Here is a 21,463-nt window from a genome sequence, read left to right as displayed (position 1 = left end):
AGCATTCGACCTGCCAGATCTCATGCTAGAGCGTTCGATCTATCGCGCGATCACTAGCCCGGTAGGAAAGTCCTGTCCTCGCCGACCATCGGTGGATGCGGGACATGAGCGGGGTGATCATAAGAATCGCGAGTGTCGTACTCGGCATTTTGCAGATCCCCCGTAGTAACCAAGCAGTACCGACCGCGATTTCCTACAGCGTGTGCTCTGTAGAGCTGCCACGCCGTGCCCCTGGGGGCACCCGTTGCGTAGAAAGGTCAATCGAGTCATGTTGGATGAGGTCGTCGCTCGTTACACCGACATGTTGGATTACCTCGGCCTCGGCACTATGGCGTACACGGCGACAATCCTCGACGCAGGTGTCCTCACCATCGAAGAAGCTGTGCGTCGCATGGGGTTCGACCCTGCCGAGGTGCAAAGGCCCGAGGAACCGCACAACACCAGAAGTCAACGCCAGGCAGCACCGCTCAACTTGAATGTCCCCCACATAGCCACACCATCGTCAGCATGACGATCCATCAGGATCCGCCAGTCGGGGCAGCAGAGGTCGAGATGGACTTCGGCCCAGCGCTCAGGAGAAATCATATGTGCCGCATCTGCGGCGGGAGGAACGAGGTTCCAATCTCGACTGCGGAGATACTTTATGGCACCGGAATAGGCCTGTCCGACGGTCGCGCCGCCGGCGATATTCGCATGCAGCACGGTTGAGAATACCAGCGCAGGGATATCAGAGACGCTCCAGAGAGACGAGATCACAGCCCGTGCCCCGCGGGCAAGGAAGGCCGCTTCGAGTCCTCGCACCGTCTGTACGGCTGAACCAAGACTGGCATGCCCTGCAGTGTGACAAGAGCTCAGCACGACAAGCTCGGCGCCTCGGAGATCTGTCTCAGCCATAATGTGGCCAGCGCTCAGGAGTGCACTCCCAAGTGATCTTCCGTCAAGAATCAAACCATCGCCCCAGCGGTCACCTGTGAAGAGTGTGTGGCAAGCTATATGGACAACTTTGGCGCCGGACATAGCTTCGATAACCGCGTTTCGGGTGGCATGTCCTGCGACTAACTCGCGAGCGTCTTGATACAGCACCGAGAAGATCGCGGCCTCCGCCACGGGCATCTTGAGTAGTGGGAGGTCTGGAAGATGGCCACCTAACTGCGCGACGATCAGTGGATACCCCGAGGGCGACGCCGTTGCCTGGGCGAGCTTGGCGGCGATCGCAAGGGTAGGTGCATGGGTTATTTCATCAAAGTAGTCGAGCAGGCCCGCAGTATCGTCCTCGTCATCGATGGGAATCGCATGGAGCGGAAGCAGGTCCAGCGGTGCTACGGGGCTAAGTATCAGTCGTCTTACGCCAGTTTCTGGCGGCAGGGCGGAGATGACACTCTTGGCGATGTCACGTAGAGGAAGCATGCTTCCATCACTGATCATCTCGCGGCGCTGCTGGGCGGTCCCAGTGGTCCACCTGCTGCACAGCATGAGGAGGTCCGCAACGGAAACACGCAGATAGCGCCATTCAATCAAGGGCTCCGGGGATTGGACCAGAGTTAGCAGATACAGCTTCTCATTTTTGATCATCAAATGAGCGAAGGACGTACGGCTATCGGGGAGGCTGGCCACGAGTGATCTGAGACGGTTATCGTGTTTGAGGGATTTCGGAGACCAGGTTCGGGCGACTTCCAAGGCTCGCTGTCGTGACTCAATGGCCCGCTTGATGGGCTGATCAAATTTCTCGGGATCCCCGCCATCGGCAGCAGTGGCAGCTCGATCTGCCCGTGCGTTGGCAAGCGCACGGCTAGCCTGCCGAAAGCGGGTCCAGGGTATGGAGTCGACGTTTACGGGAGAGAGCGCCGTCAACTCCTCGAGGAGATCTTCAGCCTTCGCGAGCTCGCAGGCCATGAAGAGCTCTAGGCTGACTTCTGCCACATCGCAGGTCTCGATTTCGTGTCGCAATTTTTCCATATCATCGCCGACCGAGTTGCGAAGCGCGTTTAATGAGTTAGTTTCCAAGGTATGTATAAGCGACTTTGGTAGCTCTATAGAATTGGCGCCCACAACTCTGACCTCTCCGTCAGGCGTGAGCCGGAGCCCCACAAGTCGCACTCTACCAACTGCAGACATCAGAAGAAGCTCCCAAGCACTTCCAACCTGACTCATACGGTAGAAGAACGGAACTTCTAGCGGAGGCTCCTCTTCATCGGAAGACCCAGAGAGGTTGATGCGTAGCTGGACCGTAGTGTCCCTAATGCCGCAGCCAAGACCGAACGAGCCGCTGGCGAGTAAGCGACGAAGCATGATCTCTTGATCATCTGTTTCGGCGGCGATGAACCATGCTGAGAGCGGCCCGGTTGACGCGTGCCAACTCCTGGCACCATCCACGACTACCTTGTCGACAATCCATGGGGCAGCATAAGCTGGTTCGCTTTGGAGATCGCGAGAGCTGGACAGAACATCGAGATCTGCAGGAATATGGGCCGAATAATCGCGAGCGGCCGAGAGAATAATATTTCGCCGGATTCTCTCTGGTTCGTGCTCTTGAAGAAGCTCAACCTCATGCGCGGTCATGCTCTGCATACATCGTGCGAAGTCGTTGTCCCAAGCGGTAAACGCGTTAACGATTTCCTTCGTGAACTCGTCTTCGCTGCTATCAGCCCAGCCGGGTAGACGCGTGAGGCGTGCTTCAAGCTGGACACGCAGAAGGCTCCGTCGCAGTACCTCCATTAGATCTGGGCGATTCCCGAATTCAGGATGACGTTGGCGCACTTGCTCATCTAGATCGATCGTGAGCGGATGACGCGTATGCTTCTGCAGTATCTGTGCGGGGATGCTAAGCGGTCCTTCTTCGAGCACGTCTTCTGGGAGATAAGCGTAGGGGCTGATTCTGCACTTGAGCAGACAGTCGAGTTTCCTTTCGTCCTGGACCTTCCAGATCGTTCGTAGCTCATGGCGTACACGTGTGCTCGAGTGGACGAGGAGTCGCTCGGCGGTCCAGAGTTCAACTAACGCCTCAAAGAGCCCCGCTACATCCCACCATCGAGCCCAAGGAGCACCGCTTACTCGAAATCTTCGGATTACGGGGAGCACCAGTCGATTGCGGACATCTGCAGCGGCCAGTCCGTACGCAGTAAGGTCATGACTCTGAAGTTCCTCGGCAATCGAGGTCGACTCTATCGCGATGGAGTCGAGGAGCGCGATTCGGACGACAGTGAGAGCCTGTGGCAGGCGGCCGATTCCCGTCCTAAACACAAAAGTTGGCACTAGATTGCTAGGGTCCTCGTCAAGCGTGTCGATGACGCTACTGATCAGATCTTCGATCCATCGGTCACGCACGCCATGCATCTCGTCGAAGTTCAACAGCGTCCTCGAACCGTGGCGAATTGGCGAACAGACTGCAAAGAGTGCTCTATCGTGTTCTCCTGTATGTTAACGGCTCTCTACGTTATCTCGAGGAGAAACTCGTAGTGTCTCAGACTCCGGCGGCGTTCGTCCAGGTCGTACTAGTGGCGTGCTTTGTACTGCCGGGTGTGGTCTACCAGTTCCTCCGGGAGCGCTTCCGCGGCCCTCTCCCAGGGCATCGCGATCTCGGCGAACGAGTGCTTCGGGCGGTCGTCGCAACGATTGTCTTGGACGCACTCTATGTGATCATCTTTGGCCCTGTGCTGGCCATGCCGCTAAGGAAGCGGTCAGATGAATGGCTCACGGCCTTCGCGTCCAACCCGAGATCCTTCGCCCTTGTTGGACTGCTTCTTCTTGTTGGCATACCCGCTGTAGCGGCCCTCGGGTTCTCGTTCCTAGAGAGCAGGCGTCGGAAGAGCGCCTACCTACCAACGCCCACATCCTGGGACTACGCCTTCGCGAATCGTAGAGCAGGTTTCGTCAGAGCTCGGCTTAAAAGCGGGCGCTGGATCGGTGGCTGGTACGGTTATAATTCACATGCTTCGGCCTACCCTCAGACGCCAGACTTATTCCTGGAATTGGGATGCGAGATGACTTCAGACGGAGAGTTCGCTCGAGAGGTCGAAGGTTCGTCTGGGCTATATGTACAGTTGAACGAGATCGAAGTGCTTGAGTTCGTCGAAGCACCCGAGTCACAGGAAGGAACAACGAATGGCGGAAGAGGAGCGGGAGTCCAAGATAGCCCACGCGGAGGAAACCCGCGGGTATCAGCCGAAGAGAGTTCAGGGTGGCCACCAACCCGCAACTGGTCAAGCACGGCCGATGCAGATGCCAACGGGCCGCCCCAGTCTGAGCCCAGAGCCGGAACCTCAGATTGACCTCGATGGCGCCGAGGCCGAGTGATCCCTACCTAGGTTACTGACCACGGACGTTGGTGACAGCAGAGCCGGATTTGGCGACACGCTGCTCATGGTCTTGCAACGGGTGAGGGCCTTCTGGCGTGGTGTGAGTCAACCAAGATTCGCGCCAACCGGAACGGCCCTCAATGCCCCACCGTAACGCTCCGCTGACCGAAACCGGCCATCTTCGCCTCGTCCGCTTCATTACCGAGGATCGGTGGAGCATCCGCCGCGCGGCCAAACGCTTCCAAATCTCCCACACCACCGCCGCCCGCTGGGCCCAGCGATACAAGCCAAGACGGCGTGGCCGCGCCCGTTGCCGGGATGACCGACCGCTCTAGCCGCCCGCACCACAGCCGAGCCGCACCCCACAACGCACCGAACGACGCATCCGTAAGAACCGCGTCGCCCACATGCCCGGACCAGCGCGGATCGCCGCCCGCCTGGGTTTGACCCCCCCCACTGTGCACCGCGTGTTCACCCGCTACAGCTGGCCTACCTGGCTGACAACCCTGACGCATCGTTGGGATCGGCCGGAGCGGCTGCGGCAGATCCAGCACTGGCGCAGACCACAGCCTGGCCGCGCTGAAGTCGATCCGGGCCGCCCGCCCGGACGGCGCCCCGATCTACGGGATCATGGATAAACCTGCCGCCAATAAGATTCCCGCCATCCGCGCCTGGGCCTAAAAGAACAAGGTCGAGCTGTGTCTGACGCCGGCCAGTGCGTCCTGGGCCAACCCGATCGAGGCACAGTTGGGCCCATTGCGCAGCAGCTTCGTGATGGGCAACTCCAACCATCCCAATCACACCGTGCTGGCCCGCAAGCTCCAGACTTATCAGCGCTGGCGCAACGCCAACGCTCGTCATCCTGTCGTGCTGGCTGCACGACGCCGAGAACCGTGCCCGGGTCTGCAGTGAGAACCATGCTACGGATCGCACTCTTGCCTCCCTGTTACAGGGCCAGCCGTTGACGCTGGGCTTCGACTCCGCCCGGTTTCCAGACGGAACCGCCAGCCTGCTACCAGACCTCCTGTCAGCTACACGGACCGACTCCGCCAGCAAGCGACGACGACCTTACAGGAACAAGATCCTCCGCTACGGTACGGCTCCACCTGTGTTGCTCTGCTGGACGCACGAAAAGAGCTCAGTGCTCTACCGGTCGTATCCACGTCACGGGAGAACGGACGGCGTTGACAGAGATTATGGCTTCGCTACCAGCAAACTCCAGAGGGCCTGTAGGTGGACCACCGATATGCTCGATTGAGCCCTCGCTCAACCATCTCGGTTCGCCACGAGGGTCGAACTCTATCGAGCAAATCCATCGCCTTTTGATTCACAGGGAATCCTCTGAGTGCCCTTGTCGCCGCTTTATGCGCTTCAGCGATCGAGGCATTCTCCCACAGGAGCACGTGAAATACTGTCCCATAGATTAGTGCAGCAAGATCTTCAACATTCCATAGACTGGCAACGACGGCCCGAACGCCGCGCGACAAAAAGGTGCCATCCAATCCACGCCACGCCTGAACTGCCCGCCCAACCAACGGATGGTGCGCAGTTTCACAAGCAGATAAAACCACTAAAGCAGTTTCACTAAGGGGTGGCCCGGCATAGACCATAGCCGCCGATAAGAGCGCATCTGGCGGCCGAGCACCGGCAAGCCAAAGGCCAGATGCTGATCTGTCCGCCGATGCCCAGGCATGGGCGGCTATATGCACTACACGCGATCTCGAGATCGCAGCAAGAACTGCAGTAGGTTCTGCATATGCTCCTGTGAGTACGCTTACATGCGCTGCCAGGCTTCGTAGTGCTTCAGCTTCCTGCATAGGACCATTGAGGATATTCAGCCCCAGTTCACTTGGAGAACTAGCTCCATTTGACTCGACAACTAAATCTAAATGCCGCACGATGGACGGAGCTAACGCAAGTCGAGAAGTGATGGCGGCGCTAGGCGCATAACTGACATTGAAGCGATCGCAAAAAGCGCCTTCCCCAAGTGGTGCCGCGTGAAGAGGGATGGGTTCGAGGGATCGGCTTGGACAAAAGATGACATGGCGAGCTTCGACTTCACTAAGTGTGTCGACGAGTGGATCAACAATATTGTTGCCAACCCAATAGAGTAGCTCATCAAGGATATCGGCTGACTCGATCCATGATCTTGCGCACAGTGACACCCAACGGTCGGATTCATATTGAAGTCGTTTCACAGGAACACGACCAAGATCGACGAAACGAACATTTACTCCATCGCCAAGGTCGAATGCGACTATTGCAGCTAGCCATTCATCAGATTCAGAAAACTGGACAAATACTCGGCCCTCACCGATTATGCCTGCAGTTAGATCAGTTACTGAGCGAATATGGTCGCGTGCAACCGTATTCTGCCGGACTACACCATACCGGGACTGCGCCTCCCCGGCGTGCTCTAGAATTGTAGGAGCAACCTCCCCGCTTAAAGTGGCGGACACCTTGGCTAGTTCAGCATCTGCTAGCGCGATGCGCGCAGAAATTAGATCCAGATGCTCTTCATGTCCGATTGTCGGTGGAGATAGAACTAGACCTAATTCAAACAATATGTCTTCCGATTTCGCCCAGTCCGATATTTCAAACATCATCCAGTCTCCATTGGCTGGTTCAAGCTCTTGGAACAACTGTGCCATCATTGATTTGTCTGGATTTGCCGTTTCCGCCTGAGCGAACGTTTCGTCGACCCGAGCCAGCATTTCATCAAGTAGAGCAGAAGGAAATTCCAGAAATTCCGCCGCCAAATGTGATATGCGACGTTCATCGTGAAGGCGATACCAATCCAGTCGAGCACCGCTGTATGACAACATCAAGAGTTGGATCGCACCCTCCAGCGTATCTGGATTGAAAAAGAATTGCGCCCATGCTATATCGTCTGACTCTGGCGCGCCTATCGCTACCTGGAATACCACTGAGGAACCTTCCTCATGTATGCGAACCCTGCGGATTCCTCTTAGGGTTGGAAGTAGGGCCTTTTCGTCCGCATCGATTTCTATCACTGCTCCCCATAGATTCAACGGTCCGATGGTTGAATGCATAGATCGACCCCCTTTATTGAAGACCATATTCTCGACCCATGCAGGTATTAATGCTGAAGCTTCGGTTTCTTCAGTATCAGGAACACTGTCTGGAAGCAGCAGGCCTGCGTTGCGCACCTTCAGGTGCGTATCCAACCAACGACGGCGACGTATATTAGCCTCATCCTGTGGTTGGATGAAGTTAAGCTCCACCAGAGATAAGCTACTAGCCCATGTGCGATACCTATCTAATGCTTGATCGGCTACGACAGCAGCTTCTTTCAATAAACGTATTGCGCGATCGCCGTGTGATGGGGTAGAGGCTGCCATTGGACCGCGTTCTTCTAGCGCCGATGCGATAACTCTCTGGAGCAGTCGCCAGCCTTGAAGAGCGAACTGTTCACCAATAAGCCAGTTGCCAGACGTCTCTTCATAACTAGCCCAGTGATTCAAAGTCACCCCTGCCTCGCCAATCATGGAACGTGCGCAGGTATCACGCACTTTCTCAATGAAGTCAGTCTGGCTTGCTATACTTGCGAGCAGATCGACTGCGCTCTGTACATTCGTGCCGCAAAAAGAGGGGAGCTCCGGAACGGGTGGCGGCTCAAGCGGAGTCATTAAGAAACTATCAATAATGGACTCAGACTGGAATCCAAAGATTCTTAAATGTTCTGAGGCTGCCGCGCGGCCGTGCTCGTTCTGTATCCGTGGTAAGAGGTGGTGCAGCGATGCCTCCAAGAGTTGGCCGGCGTCCCACCAGTCGGGAATCGGGAGACCTCGCTGAGCAAAATTCACGCGTATGGCACGGACAGCGGCTGTAGCTGCCGACCGATCAATGTTGATTAAGGTGCCTGATGCCATTAAATCCTGAACGATTTGACCAGTCATCTTGGCCTTGCCGGCCTGAAGGCAGATCCACGCCACTAGAGAAGCCGCACCTAAATTTGGTCGGCTGCTCACTGGTCTAAACGCCCGCATAACGTGAGCCGAATCCCCTGCTAAGGTCAGCACTTGGGCGAAGAGCGCATCGAACCACTGCTCACGCGGGGTAGGCGATGGTTGCTCATATATGAGCATCGCAGATCAATCCTTTTCAGTCGGTGACACAGGATCCGGCTCTACTTCCTGCTGATTAACCTCCAGAGTGCGGCGTGACAACGGCAGGGCGGCACGGTAGAACAGCACTCGAAGCTCCTGGAGCGTGCCACTCGCCGGCCAGCAGGGCCGGGAATCAACGGGGAATTGCGGCGAGTCAAATGAGTTCAGGTCAGCGTCGGAGGTGCCTTCAAGCGATCCACGTGAATCCAGTAAGTGTTGCGCAGCCTCTGATAATCGAAATCACCGCCCTGTGGGATACGGTGCACTTTCAGTAGGCCGTTGTGTTCTAGCTCCTTGCGGGCGCGTGTCCAGGTATCGGCAGAAAGCCCATATGCCTCGCGTCTATACGTGGTCACATAGCGCGGCATCTTATGTCCACCTTGTAATTCCATGAGGATGAAGAGTAGCGCCAAGCCGGTAGCCGATAGGTCGATTATCCAGCCTTCCGTCCACAACTCGATAGGTACACCCACGTAACGCCCCTGTTCTGGAGGGCGAACGTACTCTCCTCCGTCTCCCTCGGCACTTAGCAGGGTGATCATTGGCGGCAGCCCAGAACGGGCTTGGAGCGAGATGAACTCTTGTGCGTGTAGCCATTTGAGGTTGCTAGTGACGCGGCGAGGACCGGTGTCGCGTGGTAGCGCCAGGAGCTTGGCCCACCTAGCAGGGCTGGGGGTTGTTCTGAGGTCGTAGGGCCTGCTCGTCGCCATCATCGTGATGCAGAGATAGAGCTTGAGCCGTACCTCTCCTCCTCTCCCTCCTTGTATAAGTCGCGCTAGTGGCGGGCGACCCCCCTCCCTCGCAAGCATGAAGGCTGGCGGGAACGGCACGTTACCGGACCGTCGTGCCTTGTTAGCTGCGGCTCTCAACAGTTCTAGGGCATGCTCGCGTGGCTCGTCCGCTGACACGAATTTCGCCTTCCTGAAGGAGAAACAGGGGATGCGGGGGTGCACGGGGGTCCTGGCTGTATCAGTAATACCTTCCTTTCCTTTGAGATGGTCGCATATCTCCGCAGAGATCGTGTAATAACCCCGCTCCAACTGCCGATTTACGCTGCTGCAAGCGTCGTGCGTGTCCTTCGCTAGCGTAGGTAATGCCGTTTGAACTGCAGGTTTACCTCTGGCACTCTTCGATCAGAGGCGAGAAATGCCTCGCGAACCGCAGTCAAGCCGTCCCAACTATCGGGAGAGGAACGATCGGCTATGAGGAAGGGTGCCCGAAGGAGCGATGATTCAACGCGGGGTATTTGGCTCGCGCTCATCGTGCTGGGGGCCGTGATCGCGGCTGCCCTGACCTACCTGGTGTTCCGAGCTCTGAGTGTCAACCTTCCGGCTGCTCTGGGGGCCGGTGGCGCAGCCTTTGTCGGTTGCGCAACGCTCGGCATCACCGCGCGCAGGTACCTCACCGACTAGCCCTGCGGTGGGGACGAGCGATGCTGTTAGCTCCTCCTGGGGCCTCAGTGTGCAATATACGTGCAATGATCTTGCTCACGGAAGCCATTCGGCAGGATTACGCCGCAGGTCAGGAGTACCTGAGAACCATTAAAGGTCACGCGCTGTAAAACCGTCGGCTCAGCCTACCCAGGTTCGAACCCTGGACCTGCCACCAGTAGTAAAGATGGCCCCTGACCAGCAGAGATGCCGGTCGGGGGCTTCTTCGTTTCTTGATCTGTGAGTACCTCTGATTTCCCACTGTTCCCCGCGAGATATGGCACGGGTGTGGCACGCGATCAACCCGGAACTCGGTGCGGACGCGCACGTCTCGCCTCTGATCATCCCGTCTGCCTCGACCCATCACGCAGCGGCAGCGGGCCGGCGACGGAGGTGCAAGCCCGCCTTCGCGTGTACGCAAGCCGGTCGCCGTTCCGATCATGGGACGCCAAGGGGCACAGACGGGCTTGAGCCGTAGGGGCCGGTCTGCTGGGCTTGCCTGGGTCGTGGCGGGCGGGATGATCAGGCTTCCACCTCAGCCAGCTACGGCCCCGGCTCACGCCCTGGCGATCATCCCGGAGCCGAGGCCCCCGCCGGAGGCAATTGCATTGAGGGCTATTGACAAGGCTCTGCGCTGCGGACCGCATCTCCGGTTGGCGGAGCGGTCGGCGGCGGTGGGACGCGCAGTGAGAGGCGATCTACCAGTTGGTGAAGCCTGATGAGTACGCCGGAGACCATGAGGCCCAAGCCGACGAGGCCGATCCCAAGGCCCTGGAATCCGTAAGGATCGCGAGGCGATATGACGGCGGCTCCTGCTCCGTAGAGCATGACGGCCCATCCTATTAACAGCAGGGTGTTCGACGCCCCACGGCCGCCTTCGGGGCGGAACTGTCCCTGTGCCATGAGAGGGATGCTATTCCGATGATCCGGATTGAGGTCAAGAGCGTAAGGCGGCCCGAGCTGCTGGCGTTTCCGCCGTCAAGACCGGTTTGGTAGATGTCGAGAACCTGCCCGGCGTCGGTCTCCATCATGGGGTGGATGGTGACGTCGGACATGGCTCCTCCGATCAGCAGGGCGAGGGCGTGGGATCGGGAACGGGACGGCCCATGACGACGTCGGCGGCGGTGGGGAAGCGCTCCACGCAGGCGTCGTTGATCCTGAAGAGTCTGGCCGTGCCGCGACGCTCGACCAGAACGAACCGCACCTCGGTCAGCACCTTGAGATGGGCCGAGACGGTCGACTGGCCGACCTCGACGATGTCCTTGACCGCCATGGGCGCCTGTGCACGGGCGAGCAGGGCACGATCTGGATGCGGGTGGCGTCGGCCAGGGCCTTGAACCAACTGGCGTACTCGGCGGCGGTGGCTCGGTCGATCGGTTTCATTTCGCCTTTCATCGTTCATCGGCGGTAGACGATGAATCGCTGGTATGGAAGAGCCAAAGACCGGCGCAGCGAATGCCGGGCCGGTAGGCGTTAAGGCGTTCTACTAGTGCGTGGCGATGAGTTCGGCGAGCAGGTCTAGTACGCGGCGGTCGATCTCGTCGCGGATGGGGCGGACCTGGTCGATTGGCTTGCCTGCGGGGTCGTCGAGCTGCCAGTCCAGGTAGCGCTTACCGGGGAAGTATGGGCAGGCGTCTCCGCAGCCCATCGTGATGACCACGTCGGCGGCCTGGACGGCCTCGGCGGTCAGCGGCTTGGGGAACTCCTTGGACAGGTCGAGCCCGAGTTCGTCCATGACCGCGATGACAGCGGGATTGATGGTGTCGGCGGGGGCCGATCCGGCGGACCGGACCTGTACCCGACCGGCGGCGTGGTGGTCGAGCAGGGCGGCGGCCATCTGCGAGCGTCCGGCGTTGTGGACGCAGACGAACAGCACCTCGGGGATGTCGGACACGGGTGACTCCTCAGCGGGTGGGGTGCGGATCAGGAGGTCGGCGACTGGAAGCGGCGGCGCAGGGCCAGGGAGAGATAGACGAGCGCGACCAGGGCGGGAACCTCGATCAGCGGGCCGACCACTCCGGCGAGGGCTTGGCCGGAGGTGAGGCCGAAGGTGGCGATGGCCACCGCGATGGCCAACTCGAAGTTGTTGCCCGCCGCTGTGAACGCCAGCGTCGCGGTGCGCGCGTATCCGAGGCCGACCAGCCGTCCCAGGCCGAAGGATCCACACCACATGATCGCGAAGTAGGCCAGCAGCGGCAGCGCGATCCGGGCCACGTCGAAGGGTTGGGAGGTGATGGCCTCACCTTGCAGGGCGAACAAGATCACGATGGTGAACAGCAGACCCCACAGCGCCGCGGGGCCGATCTTCGACAGGAAACGGGTCTCGTACCAATACCGGCCCTTGGCCTTCTCGCCCAGGCGGCGGGTGAGGTAGCCGGCGACGAGCGGGATTCCGAGGAAGATCAGTACGGAGCGGGCGATATCCCAGGTGGAGACGTCCAACTCGGTCTGCGGTAGGCCGAGCCAGCCGGGTAGCACGGTGAGGTAGAACCAGCCGAGACCGGCGAAGGCGAGGACCTGGAACACGCTGTTGAGTGCGACCAGGACGGCGGCGGCCTCCCGGTCACCGCAGGCCAGGTCGTTCCAGATCACGACCATGGCGATGCAGCGGGCCAGGCCGACAATGATGAGTCCGGTGCGGTAGGTGGGCAGGTCCGGCAGGAAGATCCAGGCCAGTGCGAACATCAGGGCGGGTCCGGCCACCCAGTTCAGCACCAGCGACGAGAGGAGCAGTCGCCGGTCCCCAGTGACCGACTCCAGGCGGTCATAGCGGACCTTGGCCAGCACCGGATACATCATCACCAGGAGGCCGAGAGCGATCGGGAGTGAGATCCCATTCACCTGCACCGCCTCCAGGGCTGTACCCAAGCCGGGAACCGCCCGTCCGGCCACCAGTCCGGCCGCCATCGCGGCGGCGATCCAGACCGGCAATAGCCGGTCCAGCATCGACAGCCCTCCCACGACCGCCGCTGCTCCGTCCGCGATGCCGCGCGCGCTGGCAGCGGGGCGTACGTCGGTCATGTCGTCGCCGCCACCCGGGGTCCCAGAACCACCGCAAGCCGCTCCAGCATGCTCGGGTTGATCCAGTAGTAGACCCAGGTGCCCCGGCGCTCGGAGTCGATGAGGCCCGCCTGCCTGAGCACCTTGAGGTGGTGGCTGATCGTCGGCGGGGTCAGGTCGAACGCCACCGTCAGGTCACACACGCACGCCTCGCCGCCCTCGTGGCAGGCGATCAGCGACAGCAGGCGCAGTCGCACCGGGTCGGCGATCGCCTTGAACAGCGGTGCCAGCTCGGCGGCCTCGCTCTCCGAGAGCGGCTCACACACCAACGGCGCGCAACATGCCGCGCCTGCCACGTCCACACCTGCATCGATGATCGGTAGCTCTTGCTTCGACATAGCTCTAATTTGACAGATATCTATGCGTCGAGGCAAGCTGGGCCCATCCGTTAATTAGACGGACATCTAATCAGGAGGTTGCGATGGGCCGCCGGCTTTCTGCCCTGATCCGCAGGAGCACCCACCGGGCTCGCCCGCTACGCGGCGTCGTGACGTTCAACGAGGCCACTGGTGAGGTCTGCGACTCCGCCTGCCGCAGCGACGCCCGCCTCGATCGAGCCCGTACTTCCGCTCTCGCGGCCGGCCTCGGCCGCCTTTGATCCAGCCCACACGTAAGACCCGTATCACCGTCAGGAGGAACGCCATGTCCCGTGTCCAACTCGCCCTCCGGGTCGCCGACCTGGAAGGCTCCATCGCCTTCTACTCCAAGCTGTTCGGTGTCGAGCCCGCCAAGCGGCGGCCCGGCTACGCCAACTTCGCCATCGCCGAGCCCCCGCTCAAGCTGGTCCTCCTCGAAGGTGAGACGGGCGAGCCGACCCGGATGGACCACCTCGGCGTCGAAGTCGAGGACACCGCCCAGGTCAACGCCGCCACCGAGCGTCTGAAGGAGGCCGGCCTGGCGACCTTCGAGGAGAACGACACCACCTGCTGCTACGCGCTCCAGGACAAGGTCTGGGTCCACGGCCCTGGAAGCGAGCCTTGGGAGGTCTACGTGGTCAAGGCCGACGCCGATGCTCTGACCAAGCAGGAGGACTCGGTCTGCTGCGCTGTCGGCGACTCGGCAGACGACACGACAATCGCGGCCAAGTCCTGCTGCTGAGCCAAACCAGAAGACGCCCGGCGATCATCAAGAAGGTGACTGCTGGGCGCTCCTGTCAGGCTGCGTGACTTCGAACGGCGGCGCTACACCGGATGGTCTGCGTCCTTTTCGGCTCCCGCTACCAGTTCGACGAGATCGGCGATGATCATCGGGGTGGCGGCGATGGTGGCTCGGGCGTTCATGGTGTGGGGGCTGCCGTCGATGTCCGGCTGGACCAAGACGTATGTGTGTGGTTCCTCCGCGCCGTCACTGGCGTGGCCGTAGACGGCAGAGAGGCGATCACCTGTCATGCCGGAGGCCTCATCTGTTTATCGAAAAGCGTTTCTCTCTAGCCCATTGGCCCAGCGATTTTGCAGCAGGTTCCGATAGTGCCGCGTCAGGAAACGTTCGCCCTGGCGAGACGTGAGTGAAGCCCGTTGTGATACGGTGCGCACCGCAGTGCACCGCATCGACCGAAGGAGGTGAGACCGATCAACGCTGTGACAGGTCGGGGCTCCCTCCCATGTATCGCCTAGGGAGCGCCCGCACAAGGCATCCCGAAAGGCTTGAAACGCGCATGCGCTTCACCTCGCAGACGTCGACCGACGGCGTCACCGAACGATCCTTCACCCTCGGCGAGATCCCCGGCGTGCTGTGGACGCCGGAAGATGCTGAACCCCGTGCCCTGATCCTCATCGGACACGGCGGCGGACAGGACAAGCAGGCTCCTGGCGTCGTGGCCCGCGCCCTCCGGTTGGTGGCCGAGTGCGGTTTCGCGGTGGCGGCCATCGACGCCCCAGCCCACGGCGACCGGCCCAAGACCGCCGAACACGACCGGATCATCACCGAGATGCGGGCCTGCATGGCCGGCGCGGGCGACCCGGTCCCGCTGCTGGCCGAGCTTCACACGCTGCTGGCCGCCCAGACAGTCCCGGAATGGCGCTCGGTCCTGGACGCGCTCGGGGATCTGGGCCCCGTGGGTTACTGGGGCATGTCGCTGGGCTGCGCTCTCGGCATTCCGTTGGTTGCCGCCGAGCCGCGGATCCGCGCGGCGGTACTGGGGCTGAACGGGACGTCGTTGGCGTCGGCCGAGGGCGCCGCCGGGGTCACCATCCCTGTGCAGTTCCTGATGCAGTGGGACGATGAGCGGGTGCCGCGCGAGGAGGCCCTGGCACTGTTCGACGCCTTGGCCTCGACTGAGAAGACGCTGCACGCCAATCCCGGCAAGCACGGGGATGTGCCGGCCTTCGAGGCCGACAGTGCGTTGCGGTTCTTCGCCCGGCATCTGGGCTGATACCAGCGACTGCCGTTCGCGACGCGCCGATCGAGATCCGTTCCCGATCGGCGCGTTCAGCGCACTCTGGTCGGCGTGGCCGACAGGCATCCACATCCGGAGAACGGCCGTCACCATGCTCGCGCTGGTCGTCACCGTCACCGTCACCGTCACCGTCGCACTCGCACCCGGCACCGCCAATGCCGTCACGGCGGGCCGTTGTACGGCGGAGGCCCGCATGTGGTCGAACGCCATCCCGGAACCGGAGAGCCCCTGCCCGGAGGCATCGAGGTCCTTTTCGAACGACTTGGAGGCGAAGCCCTTGTCGGAGATGAGCAAGATGCCCTTGCGTGTGGCGACCAGGTCGGCGTCGATCTCCAGCATCGCGGCCAGTACCTCGCGTTCGCCGATCTTCGGGTTGGCCAGGGCCCACAGGATCGGCATGCCGGTGGGCGTGCACACCAAGTACAAGCGCAGGCCCCAGAAGAACCGCGAGTGCGAGGCGCAGTAGCCGTAGCCGGCCCATCCCGCCAGGTTCGAGCGCTGTACGGTCGGGCGCGACATTCCGCATGGCACCGGCGTGGAGTCGACGATCCAGTGATTGTCGAACCAGAAGTCGCTGTCTATGGCAAGTTCCCGGATCATCCGCTTGATCAGGGGTAACGCTGCGCGCAGGCGTTTGTTGTAGCCCGACTGCTGGGGCAGGTACGGGAACATGCCGGACAGGTACTTGCGGGCGAAGCGTAGCCAGCGGGCCTCGGAGTGGTGACCGAGGAGGGCTTGGGCCACGGCCAGGCAGACGAGTTCGGAGTCGCTGAGCAGGGGCGGTCTGCCCATGCACCGGGTTCCTCCGATCTCGTCGTCGATCTTCACGTAGAGTGCGGTCAAGACGGTGTTCAGGTCTTGCGTCACAACATGATCTTGAACGCCCTCTCCCTATGTCCGACCACCGGCCCCAAAACATCGGACTTAATCGTCTAGTGGGCGCGTCGTCTGATTGGTGCTGGTTTGCTTTCCCTCAGATGATGGTCGTGAGGGTCCGGCAGGGGAGTTTCTGCGGGACTGCGGAGGTGACCCTCCGATCGGCTGCGACGACGTGACACGATGTGGGTCATGCTGACCCGAAAGGACCATGCCGCGTAAGCCCCCCGGTGCTCTGCGAACTGGGTGGAGCGGATCGTCCGAGCGCAGCCCGCGTAGACACATACGTGGACTCTCGGCCAAGACCGATGCCGCGATACGGCGACTTGAAGATCAACGTTTCTGGCCCAATGCCATTGCCGATGCGCTGGACACGTACACGAGCTTTCTTCGAGGTCGAGGCCGGTACATCTATGTGAACCGGGCTTGCCCTTGGTGTGATCCGGTAGAGGCTCGTGATCGCTTGGAAGAAGCCTTGCAGGCCCTTCCCTCCGCTGCTCGTTCTGAGCTACGCCACGTTGTGGATCGACTGGACGACCAGTTCCATAACCGCACCTTGCCTGACCCGGGAGCGGAGCCCCTGAGCACATGGCACGCGGCGGCGTGGTGGCGCCGGCGAATGACGGGCTGGTGATGGCTTGATGGCTTGATGGCTCAAGAAAGCAGGAAGGCCGCAGGGTCACGGATGGCTTCCGAGACCCTGCCTCTCTGCCTCGTACGTCACGCTGCCAGAGCGTCATCGATCTCCGGTCGACGATCTCTTGTTAGCCGTCGTGGCGCTAGGCGTAGACCAGTAGGAGAACAGCGCCGAGTGAGGGATGGACGCCGCTCCTGCCACGGGCGCGCGGTCAGGCCTTCGCCGATGCCGGAGACGGCGACCACGGGATCTTCGCCAAACGACTGCAGGTCGCGCAGCAGCTTGCGGCCGAGCGGCCTGCAGTTCCTTGAAGATCCCGTTTGATCCGACGTGTCAGTCACCGGGGTGCTCAGTTCAGCGGAGAAACTCCAGGAGCACCGGCACTATGGCCTCGGGTGTGGGCCCGTGTCCCTGGCCTGGCAGGACGCGGCGGGTTGCGTCGGGCAGGGCTGCCGCCACCGCGTCGGCGGCCTCGGGCAGGCCGGGGAAGGTCTGGTCACCCGAGTACACGATCGTCGGCACGATGATCGAAGCCCAACGGGTGGCCCAGTCGGGATCGATGTTGATCTCATGGACGGCCGTGAGGTCGTAGACGAGCGTTGGGGCGACGGCGACTATCTCGGCCCATCCGGGTGTTTGAGCCATCCCGTCGACGACCTCGGACGGGATCCCGATCACCGCTTTGAGGTTGTAGCGCATCGCTTCGTCGTTCTGGCCGGCTGCCAACAAAGAGTGCAGTGTGGCCAGGTGCTCGGCATGGTCGGCACCCGCGAACAGCGGTGGCTCGTAGAGCGCCAATGCGGTGACACCTATGCCGGCGACCGCCGCTGCCAGAGCCACGGTCGCTCCTGACGAGCTGCTGTAGAGAGTCGCCGTCCCTCCGGCTGCCTTGATCAGGGCGGCGAGATCCTCAATCTCTCGCTCCAGTGCCCACGGCGCGGTGTCGCCGGATCGTCCGCGCCCTCGCCGGTCGTAGTCGATCGCGGTGAAGCCCTCGGCCGCGAGCTGCTGCGCGACCTGCCTGGTGTTCTGGTCGATGGCGCGGTATTGGGTGGCCCCGCCGATGAAGATGACAGCAGGCCCGTCACCGTAACGGTCGTAGTCGATGACCGTGCCGTCCTGCGAGGTGACTGTGCTCAAGATCCTGCCTCAATTCGTGGAGACGGTTGTGTGATCGTTTGGTTGGAACAGGTCTTGCCCTCGTCCCACGCGGCGGTGTGAGCGCCGGGCGGTCGGAAGCGGGCAGCCTTGCGGCTACGGCCAACGGTATGGGCGGGGACCGACAATTTCCTTCGGGTCGGACTGCTGGGATTCACCGGCACGTGAGCGCCCGGCGTTATCTCCCAGTTCAGGCCGCATTTCCTCGATCAGGCCGCATTCCCTGGATCGGGCCGCATTCCCTGGATCGGGCCGCAGGAATGCCGAAGGTGCCCGGACGGCCTCCGGCACCGTGCCTGTACGGCTTCGCTCGCGGCCTGCGTGTGCCATCCCGCAACGCCCTGCTCGCCGACCTCGTCCCCGCCAACGCCTACGGCCGGGCATACGGGTTCGAACGGGCGATGGACAACCTGGGAGCCATCGGCGGACCACTGCTCGCCCTCGGCCTCGTCGCCGTCTTCAGCGTCCGTACCGCGATCCTCGTCTCCGTCGTCCCCGGCATCCGCGCCGCGCTCGCCATCGTCTACGCCATCCACCGGGCCGCCCAGCCGGTCGTACGCGAACGCGCGCCCATCTGGTTACGCATCCGCCCCGTCCTGCACGGGGACCTGGGCCGCCTGCTGGGAGCGATCACCGCCTTCGAGGTCGGCAACGCCGCGGCGACCCTGCTCATCCTGCGCGCCACCCAGCAACTCGCTCCCGTCCACGGAACCTGTACGGCGACCGGCATCGCCCTGGGCCTGTACATCGCCTACAACATCGCCGCGGCCATGGTGTCCGTCCCCGCAGGGCACGCCTCCGACCGGCTCGGCACGCGCGGGCCCGTCCTGGTCACGTCCGCGGGCATCACCCTGTTCGGCCTCGCCTACGCCGCGCCGGCCGTCAACACCACCGGCTACCTCCTGCTGGCCCTGCCGTTCGGCGCCGCGGGACCGGCCGTCGGGTGCGTAGACCGCCGAACACGCGGCCGTCGCCGCCCTGGCCCCTTCCGAGCTGCGCGGGTCGGCCTTCGGTCTGCTGGCCACAGTCCAAGCTCTCGGAAGTTTCGCCGCCAGCGCCGTCGCCGGACTGCTGTGGACCTTTGTCTCACCCAATGCCGCCTGGGCCTACCTCTCGGCTTGGATGGCTGTCGCCCTGATCGGCATGCTGCTCATCCGCCCTCGCCACGGTGTGGGCTAGCCTTCCGAGCTCCATGGCGTACCGCACGATCGCATCGGGAGCCGTACGCTTCCGCTCGCGCCGACTCGCGCCGACTCGCGGCGCCGGCCGCTCCGCTCCCACGCGTTGCGGGCGGCGTCACGAGCGCGCCCGGTGATCCCCTTCCAGGGGAAGCGCTTCATACTGCTTCAATGCGACACCTGGCCTATCCCAAGATTCCTACGGCGGAGCGGTCCGGCGGAACGGTCCTCGGCGGCCCCTGGGCCGCGACCGAGAAGGTTCACGGGGCTCAAATGGTGATCGCCTACGACGGTCGGAACATTTGCGTGGGTAAGCGCAAGGCGTGGCTACGCAGCGACGAGCCGTTCTTCGGATGGCAGCTTCTACGCGGTCGCTTCGAGAAGGTCGCGAAGGCCGCCTTGGCCCGGGGCGACGCGGCCGTGCGCGTCTTCGGTGAACTGTACGGCGGCAGCTACCCCCACCGTGATGTCACGCCGATGCCGGGTGTCACTCCGGTTCAGACAGGGATCTGGTACAGCCCGGAAATCCGCTTCGCCCTTTTCGACGTGCTGCGCCACAAGGAGCCGGGCGATCCCGGTGTCTTCCTGGCGTACGCGGACGTCGCCTCGATCGCCGCTGACGCGGATCTCGACGTTGTGCCGCTTCTCGCCAGAGGGAGTCGGTCGGACCTCGACACCCTGCCGGTCCGGTTCCCAAGCCGTGTGCCGCAGGCACTCGGTCTGCCCGGCTTGCCGGACAACGTGGCCGAGGGGATCGTCCTGCGGCCCGACAGCCCCCTTTCTCCCGAGCAGCGCCCGATACTCAAACTGAAGATCGAAGAGTTCGATGAGCGACGGTTCGATCAGAGCCGTCCCTGGGATCCGCAGGTGATCCTCGCCCCCGAGGAACTGGGCCAGGTCGCCCGAGCCATGGTCAATGGGCCACGGCTGGCCAGCGCGCGATCCAAGGTGGGGCCGTCGGCTCTCGACGAGCTCCTGGACGAGGTGGTCCTCGACATCATGGTGGATCTGTCAGCCGCCTTTCCGGCGGCCATGGGGACCCTCGGCGGCGACGACGAGGAGTACCTGCAGGCATCCATCCGCACGGTCGCGGCACGGCTGGAGGTCGGCGGCCACAACCAGGCGTGAGTACGGACGAGCCGCAGACGTGGACGGCGGCAGCGAGGGACGTCGCCGACGATGACCTGAGTGCGCCCACGTGGCGTGGACCCGCGGAAGGGCGTCACCGCGATGGCCCGCCCGCTCGGCCGTGTCGTGCGCGGCCCGCCCGCTCGGCCGTGTCGTGCGCGGCCCGCCCGCTCGGCCGTGTCGTGCGCGGCCGGACCCTTGGCCAGGTCCGCCTCTAGCTGCGTGCCGAGACACCGCAGCCCGACCCACCCGGGTCATGGCACATGAGCACACAAGGCTCACGTGTCGGGGTGTCGTTAAGGCTGCGCGTCAGGACAGGGCGAGGACGCAGAACTCGTGGCCCTCCGGGTCGGCCAGGCACGTCCACGGGACGTCACCCTGGCCGAGGTCGAGGTCGGTGGCGCCGAGGGCCCGCAGCCGGGCCACCTCCGCTGCTTTGTCGTCACCGGGGTACGGCAGCAGGTCAAGATGGACGCGGTCTGGCACGGTCTTCACGCCGGGCGTGCGGAGGAACTCGAGATACGGGCCGACACCCTTGGCGGAGCGCGACACCGCATGATCGTCGCTCACCTCATGCAGGGTCCAGTCCATCGCCTCACCCCAGAACCGGGCCATGGCCTGCGGATCCGCACAGTCGACCACCACCCGGGCGATCGGCCCGGTGTCCCGGTAGATCTCCCGAGGCTCCAGCACGCAGAACTCGTTGCCCTCGGGGTCGGCGAGGACCGTCCACGGCACTTTGCCCTGGCCCACGTGGGCGGGCGTCGCGCCGAGAGCCTCTAGGAACGCGACCAACTCCGCCTGATGGGCCGCAGAGGTGGTGGCGAGATCGAGGTGCACACGGTTCTTTGTTGTTGTCTTGGGTTCCGGAACGGGAACGACGTCGACGCAGACGGCGACCGGGTCCGGCCAAACGAGGCCGCCAGCGGGTCCAACGTAGGTGGTCACGCCGGGGCTGTAAGCACTCCAGCCGAGTGCCTCCGCCCAGAACCGGCCGATCGTGGAGTGATCAAGAGCCTTTATGTTCACCTGGACAGGTCGCAACGCCATGCCGGCGATCCTATGCACCCGCTCTGCGACGACATCCGCACCGTCGCCACACAGAGATCAGCTCGCTCACCAGCCGCAATGCTCGGCTCGCCAACTAGAGCGCTCAGCCCCGCCAGATGAAGTGCC

The 21,463-nt window shown here is 62.4% G+C and carries 13 protein-coding genes, 1 tRNA gene and 4 pseudogenes; 7 read left to right on the top strand and 11 right to left on the bottom strand.

Features of this window, described 5'->3' with window-relative positions:
- Window positions 1–447: 447 nt before the first annotated feature.
- The gene (locus tag AB0I59_RS22330; RefSeq protein WP_358135596.1) at window positions 448–3,348 is read right to left on the bottom strand and encodes a CHAT domain-containing protein; all 2,901 of its coding nucleotides are present in this window, start codon (window positions 3,346–3,348) and stop codon (window positions 448–450) included.
- A 44-nt stretch (window positions 3,349–3,392) separates the two neighbouring features.
- On the opposite strand from AB0I59_RS22330, the gene AB0I59_RS22325 reads away from it, so the two are divergent.
- From AB0I59_RS22325 to AB0I59_RS22315, 3 genes and pseudogenes are all read left to right on the top strand, one after another.
- The gene (locus tag AB0I59_RS22325; protein ID WP_358135594.1) at window positions 3,393–4,268 is read left to right on the top strand and encodes a DUF6338 family protein; all 876 of its coding nucleotides are present in this window, start codon (window positions 3,393–3,395) and stop codon (window positions 4,266–4,268) included.
- Between the two features lie 167 nt (window positions 4,269–4,435).
- A pseudogene (locus tag AB0I59_RS22320) lies at window positions 4,436–4,813 on the top strand (helix-turn-helix domain-containing protein); the annotation flags it as partial.
- Between the two features lie 52 nt (window positions 4,814–4,865).
- Window positions 4,866–5,208: pseudogene (locus AB0I59_RS22315) on the top strand (IS630 family transposase); the annotation flags it as partial.
- A gap of 292 nt (window positions 5,209–5,500) precedes the next feature.
- On the opposite strand, the gene AB0I59_RS22310 reads toward AB0I59_RS22315, so the two are convergent.
- Both AB0I59_RS22310 and AB0I59_RS22305 read right to left on the bottom strand, forming a co-directional pair.
- Window positions 5,501–8,404, bottom strand: a complete 2,904-nt coding sequence (locus AB0I59_RS22310; protein WP_358135592.1) for a CHAT domain-containing protein — start codon at window positions 8,402–8,404, stop codon at window positions 5,501–5,503.
- A gap of 185 nt (window positions 8,405–8,589) precedes the next feature.
- Entirely contained in the window at window positions 8,590–8,967 is a 378-nt protein-coding gene (locus AB0I59_RS22305) for a hypothetical protein (RefSeq protein ID WP_358135589.1), read from the bottom strand.
- Window positions 8,968–9,927: 960 nt separating this feature from the next.
- Here AB0I59_RS22305 and AB0I59_RS22300 point away from each other — a divergent pair.
- Window positions 9,928–10,033, top strand: a tRNA-OTHER gene (locus AB0I59_RS22300).
- Window positions 10,034–10,921: 888 nt separating this feature from the next.
- Here AB0I59_RS22300 and AB0I59_RS22295 read toward each other — a convergent pair.
- From AB0I59_RS22295 to AB0I59_RS22280, 4 genes are all read right to left on the bottom strand, one after another.
- The gene (locus AB0I59_RS22295; RefSeq protein ID WP_358135586.1) at window positions 10,922–11,128 is read right to left on the bottom strand and encodes an ArsR/SmtB family transcription factor; all 207 of its coding nucleotides are present in this window, start codon (window positions 11,126–11,128) and stop codon (window positions 10,922–10,924) included.
- Window positions 11,129–11,341: 213 nt separating this feature from the next.
- Window positions 11,342–11,749: an arsenate reductase ArsC gene (locus AB0I59_RS22290; RefSeq protein WP_082776627.1), complete on the bottom strand. Its 408-nt coding sequence runs from the start codon at window positions 11,747–11,749 to the stop codon at window positions 11,342–11,344.
- Window positions 11,750–11,778: 29 nt separating this feature from the next.
- The gene (gene arsB, locus AB0I59_RS22285) at window positions 11,779–12,876 is read right to left on the bottom strand and encodes an ACR3 family arsenite efflux transporter (RefSeq protein WP_358135582.1); all 1,098 of its coding nucleotides are present in this window, start codon (window positions 12,874–12,876) and stop codon (window positions 11,779–11,781) included.
- Window positions 12,873–13,253, bottom strand: coding sequence for a metalloregulator ArsR/SmtB family transcription factor (locus tag AB0I59_RS22280; protein ID WP_358135579.1), 381 nt, complete (start codon window positions 13,251–13,253; stop codon window positions 12,873–12,875). The genes arsB and AB0I59_RS22280 overlap by 4 nt, the downstream gene beginning before the upstream one ends.
- Before the next feature lie 304 nt (window positions 13,254–13,557).
- Here AB0I59_RS22280 and AB0I59_RS22275 point away from each other — a divergent pair, with 304 nt between their 5' ends.
- Window positions 13,558–14,013 (top strand): ArsI/CadI family heavy metal resistance metalloenzyme, encoded by a 456-nt coding sequence (locus AB0I59_RS22275; protein ID WP_358135576.1) that lies wholly within the window; start codon window positions 13,558–13,560, stop codon window positions 14,011–14,013.
- An 83-nt stretch (window positions 14,014–14,096) separates the two neighbouring features.
- On the opposite strand, the gene AB0I59_RS22270 is transcribed toward AB0I59_RS22275, so the two are convergent.
- The 3 genes and pseudogenes from AB0I59_RS22270 to AB0I59_RS22260 form a co-directional block, all read right to left on the bottom strand.
- Complete coding sequence (locus tag AB0I59_RS22270; RefSeq protein WP_061253742.1) at window positions 14,097–14,303, bottom strand: hypothetical protein; 207 nt, start codon at window positions 14,301–14,303, stop codon at window positions 14,097–14,099.
- Window positions 14,304–15,553: 1,250 nt separating this feature from the next.
- Window positions 15,554–16,177, bottom strand: a pseudogene (locus tag AB0I59_RS42125) (transposase); the annotation flags it as partial.
- Window positions 16,178–17,177: 1,000 nt separating this feature from the next.
- Complete coding sequence (locus AB0I59_RS22260; RefSeq protein ID WP_061252871.1) at window positions 17,178–17,963, bottom strand: alpha/beta fold hydrolase; 786 nt, start codon at window positions 17,961–17,963, stop codon at window positions 17,178–17,180.
- 128 nt (window positions 17,964–18,091) lie between these two features.
- On the opposite strand from AB0I59_RS22260, the pseudogene AB0I59_RS22255 reads away from it, so the two are divergent.
- Together AB0I59_RS22255 and AB0I59_RS22250 are read left to right on the top strand one after the other, a co-directional pair.
- A pseudogene (locus tag AB0I59_RS22255) lies at window positions 18,092–18,850 on the top strand (MFS transporter); the annotation flags it as partial.
- A gap of 480 nt (window positions 18,851–19,330) precedes the next feature.
- Entirely contained in the window at window positions 19,331–20,287 is a 957-nt protein-coding gene (locus AB0I59_RS22250) for an RNA ligase family protein (RefSeq protein ID WP_061253636.1), read from the top strand.
- Between the two features lie 309 nt (window positions 20,288–20,596).
- Here the strand turns inward: AB0I59_RS22250 and AB0I59_RS22245 are convergent, their stop codons facing one another.
- Window positions 20,597–21,337 (bottom strand): VOC family protein, encoded by a 741-nt coding sequence (locus tag AB0I59_RS22245; protein ID WP_061252872.1) that lies wholly within the window; start codon window positions 21,335–21,337, stop codon window positions 20,597–20,599.
- Window positions 21,338–21,463 lie beyond the last annotated feature (126 nt).

It is taken from the genome of Microtetraspora glauca, from assembly GCF_040656155.1.
In the GTDB taxonomy this organism is placed as follows: domain Bacteria; phylum Actinomycetota; class Actinomycetes; order Streptosporangiales; family Streptosporangiaceae; genus Microtetraspora; species Microtetraspora glauca.
Note: the sequence above shows the minus strand (reverse complement) of the source record. Positions and strands in the feature narration are given on the sequence as shown.

What these genes read in the sequence shown, in the direction of transcription:
- AB0I59_RS22310 (WP_358135592.1), bottom strand. Translation starts at nt 8,404, where the DNA reads ATGCTCATATATGAGCAACCATCGCCTACCCCGCGTGAGCAGTGGTTC.
- AB0I59_RS22305 (WP_358135589.1), bottom strand. Translation starts at nt 8,967, where the DNA reads ATGATCACCCTGCTAAGTGCCGAGGGAGACGGAGGAGAGTACGTTCGC.
- AB0I59_RS22280 (WP_358135579.1), bottom strand. Translation starts at nt 13,253, where the DNA reads ATGTCGAAGCAAGAGCTACCGATCATCGATGCAGGTGTGGACGTGGCA.
- arsB (WP_358135582.1), bottom strand. Translation starts at nt 12,876, where the DNA reads ATGACCGACGTACGCCCCGCTGCCAGCGCGCGCGGCATCGCGGACGGA.
- AB0I59_RS22270 (WP_061253742.1), bottom strand. Translation starts at nt 14,303, where the DNA reads ATGACAGGTGATCGCCTCTCTGCCGTCTACGGCCACGCCAGTGACGGC.
- AB0I59_RS22245 (WP_061252872.1), bottom strand. Translation starts at nt 21,337, where the DNA reads ATGGCGTTGCGACCTGTCCAGGTGAACATAAAGGCTCTTGATCACTCC.
- AB0I59_RS22295 (WP_358135586.1), bottom strand. Translation starts at nt 11,128, where the DNA reads ATGGCGGTCAAGGACATCGTCGAGGTCGGCCAGTCGACCGTCTCGGCC.
- AB0I59_RS22250 (WP_061253636.1), top strand. Translation starts at nt 19,331, where the DNA reads ATGCGACACCTGGCCTATCCCAAGATTCCTACGGCGGAGCGGTCCGGC.
- AB0I59_RS22275 (WP_358135576.1), top strand. Translation starts at nt 13,558, where the DNA reads ATGTCCCGTGTCCAACTCGCCCTCCGGGTCGCCGACCTGGAAGGCTCC.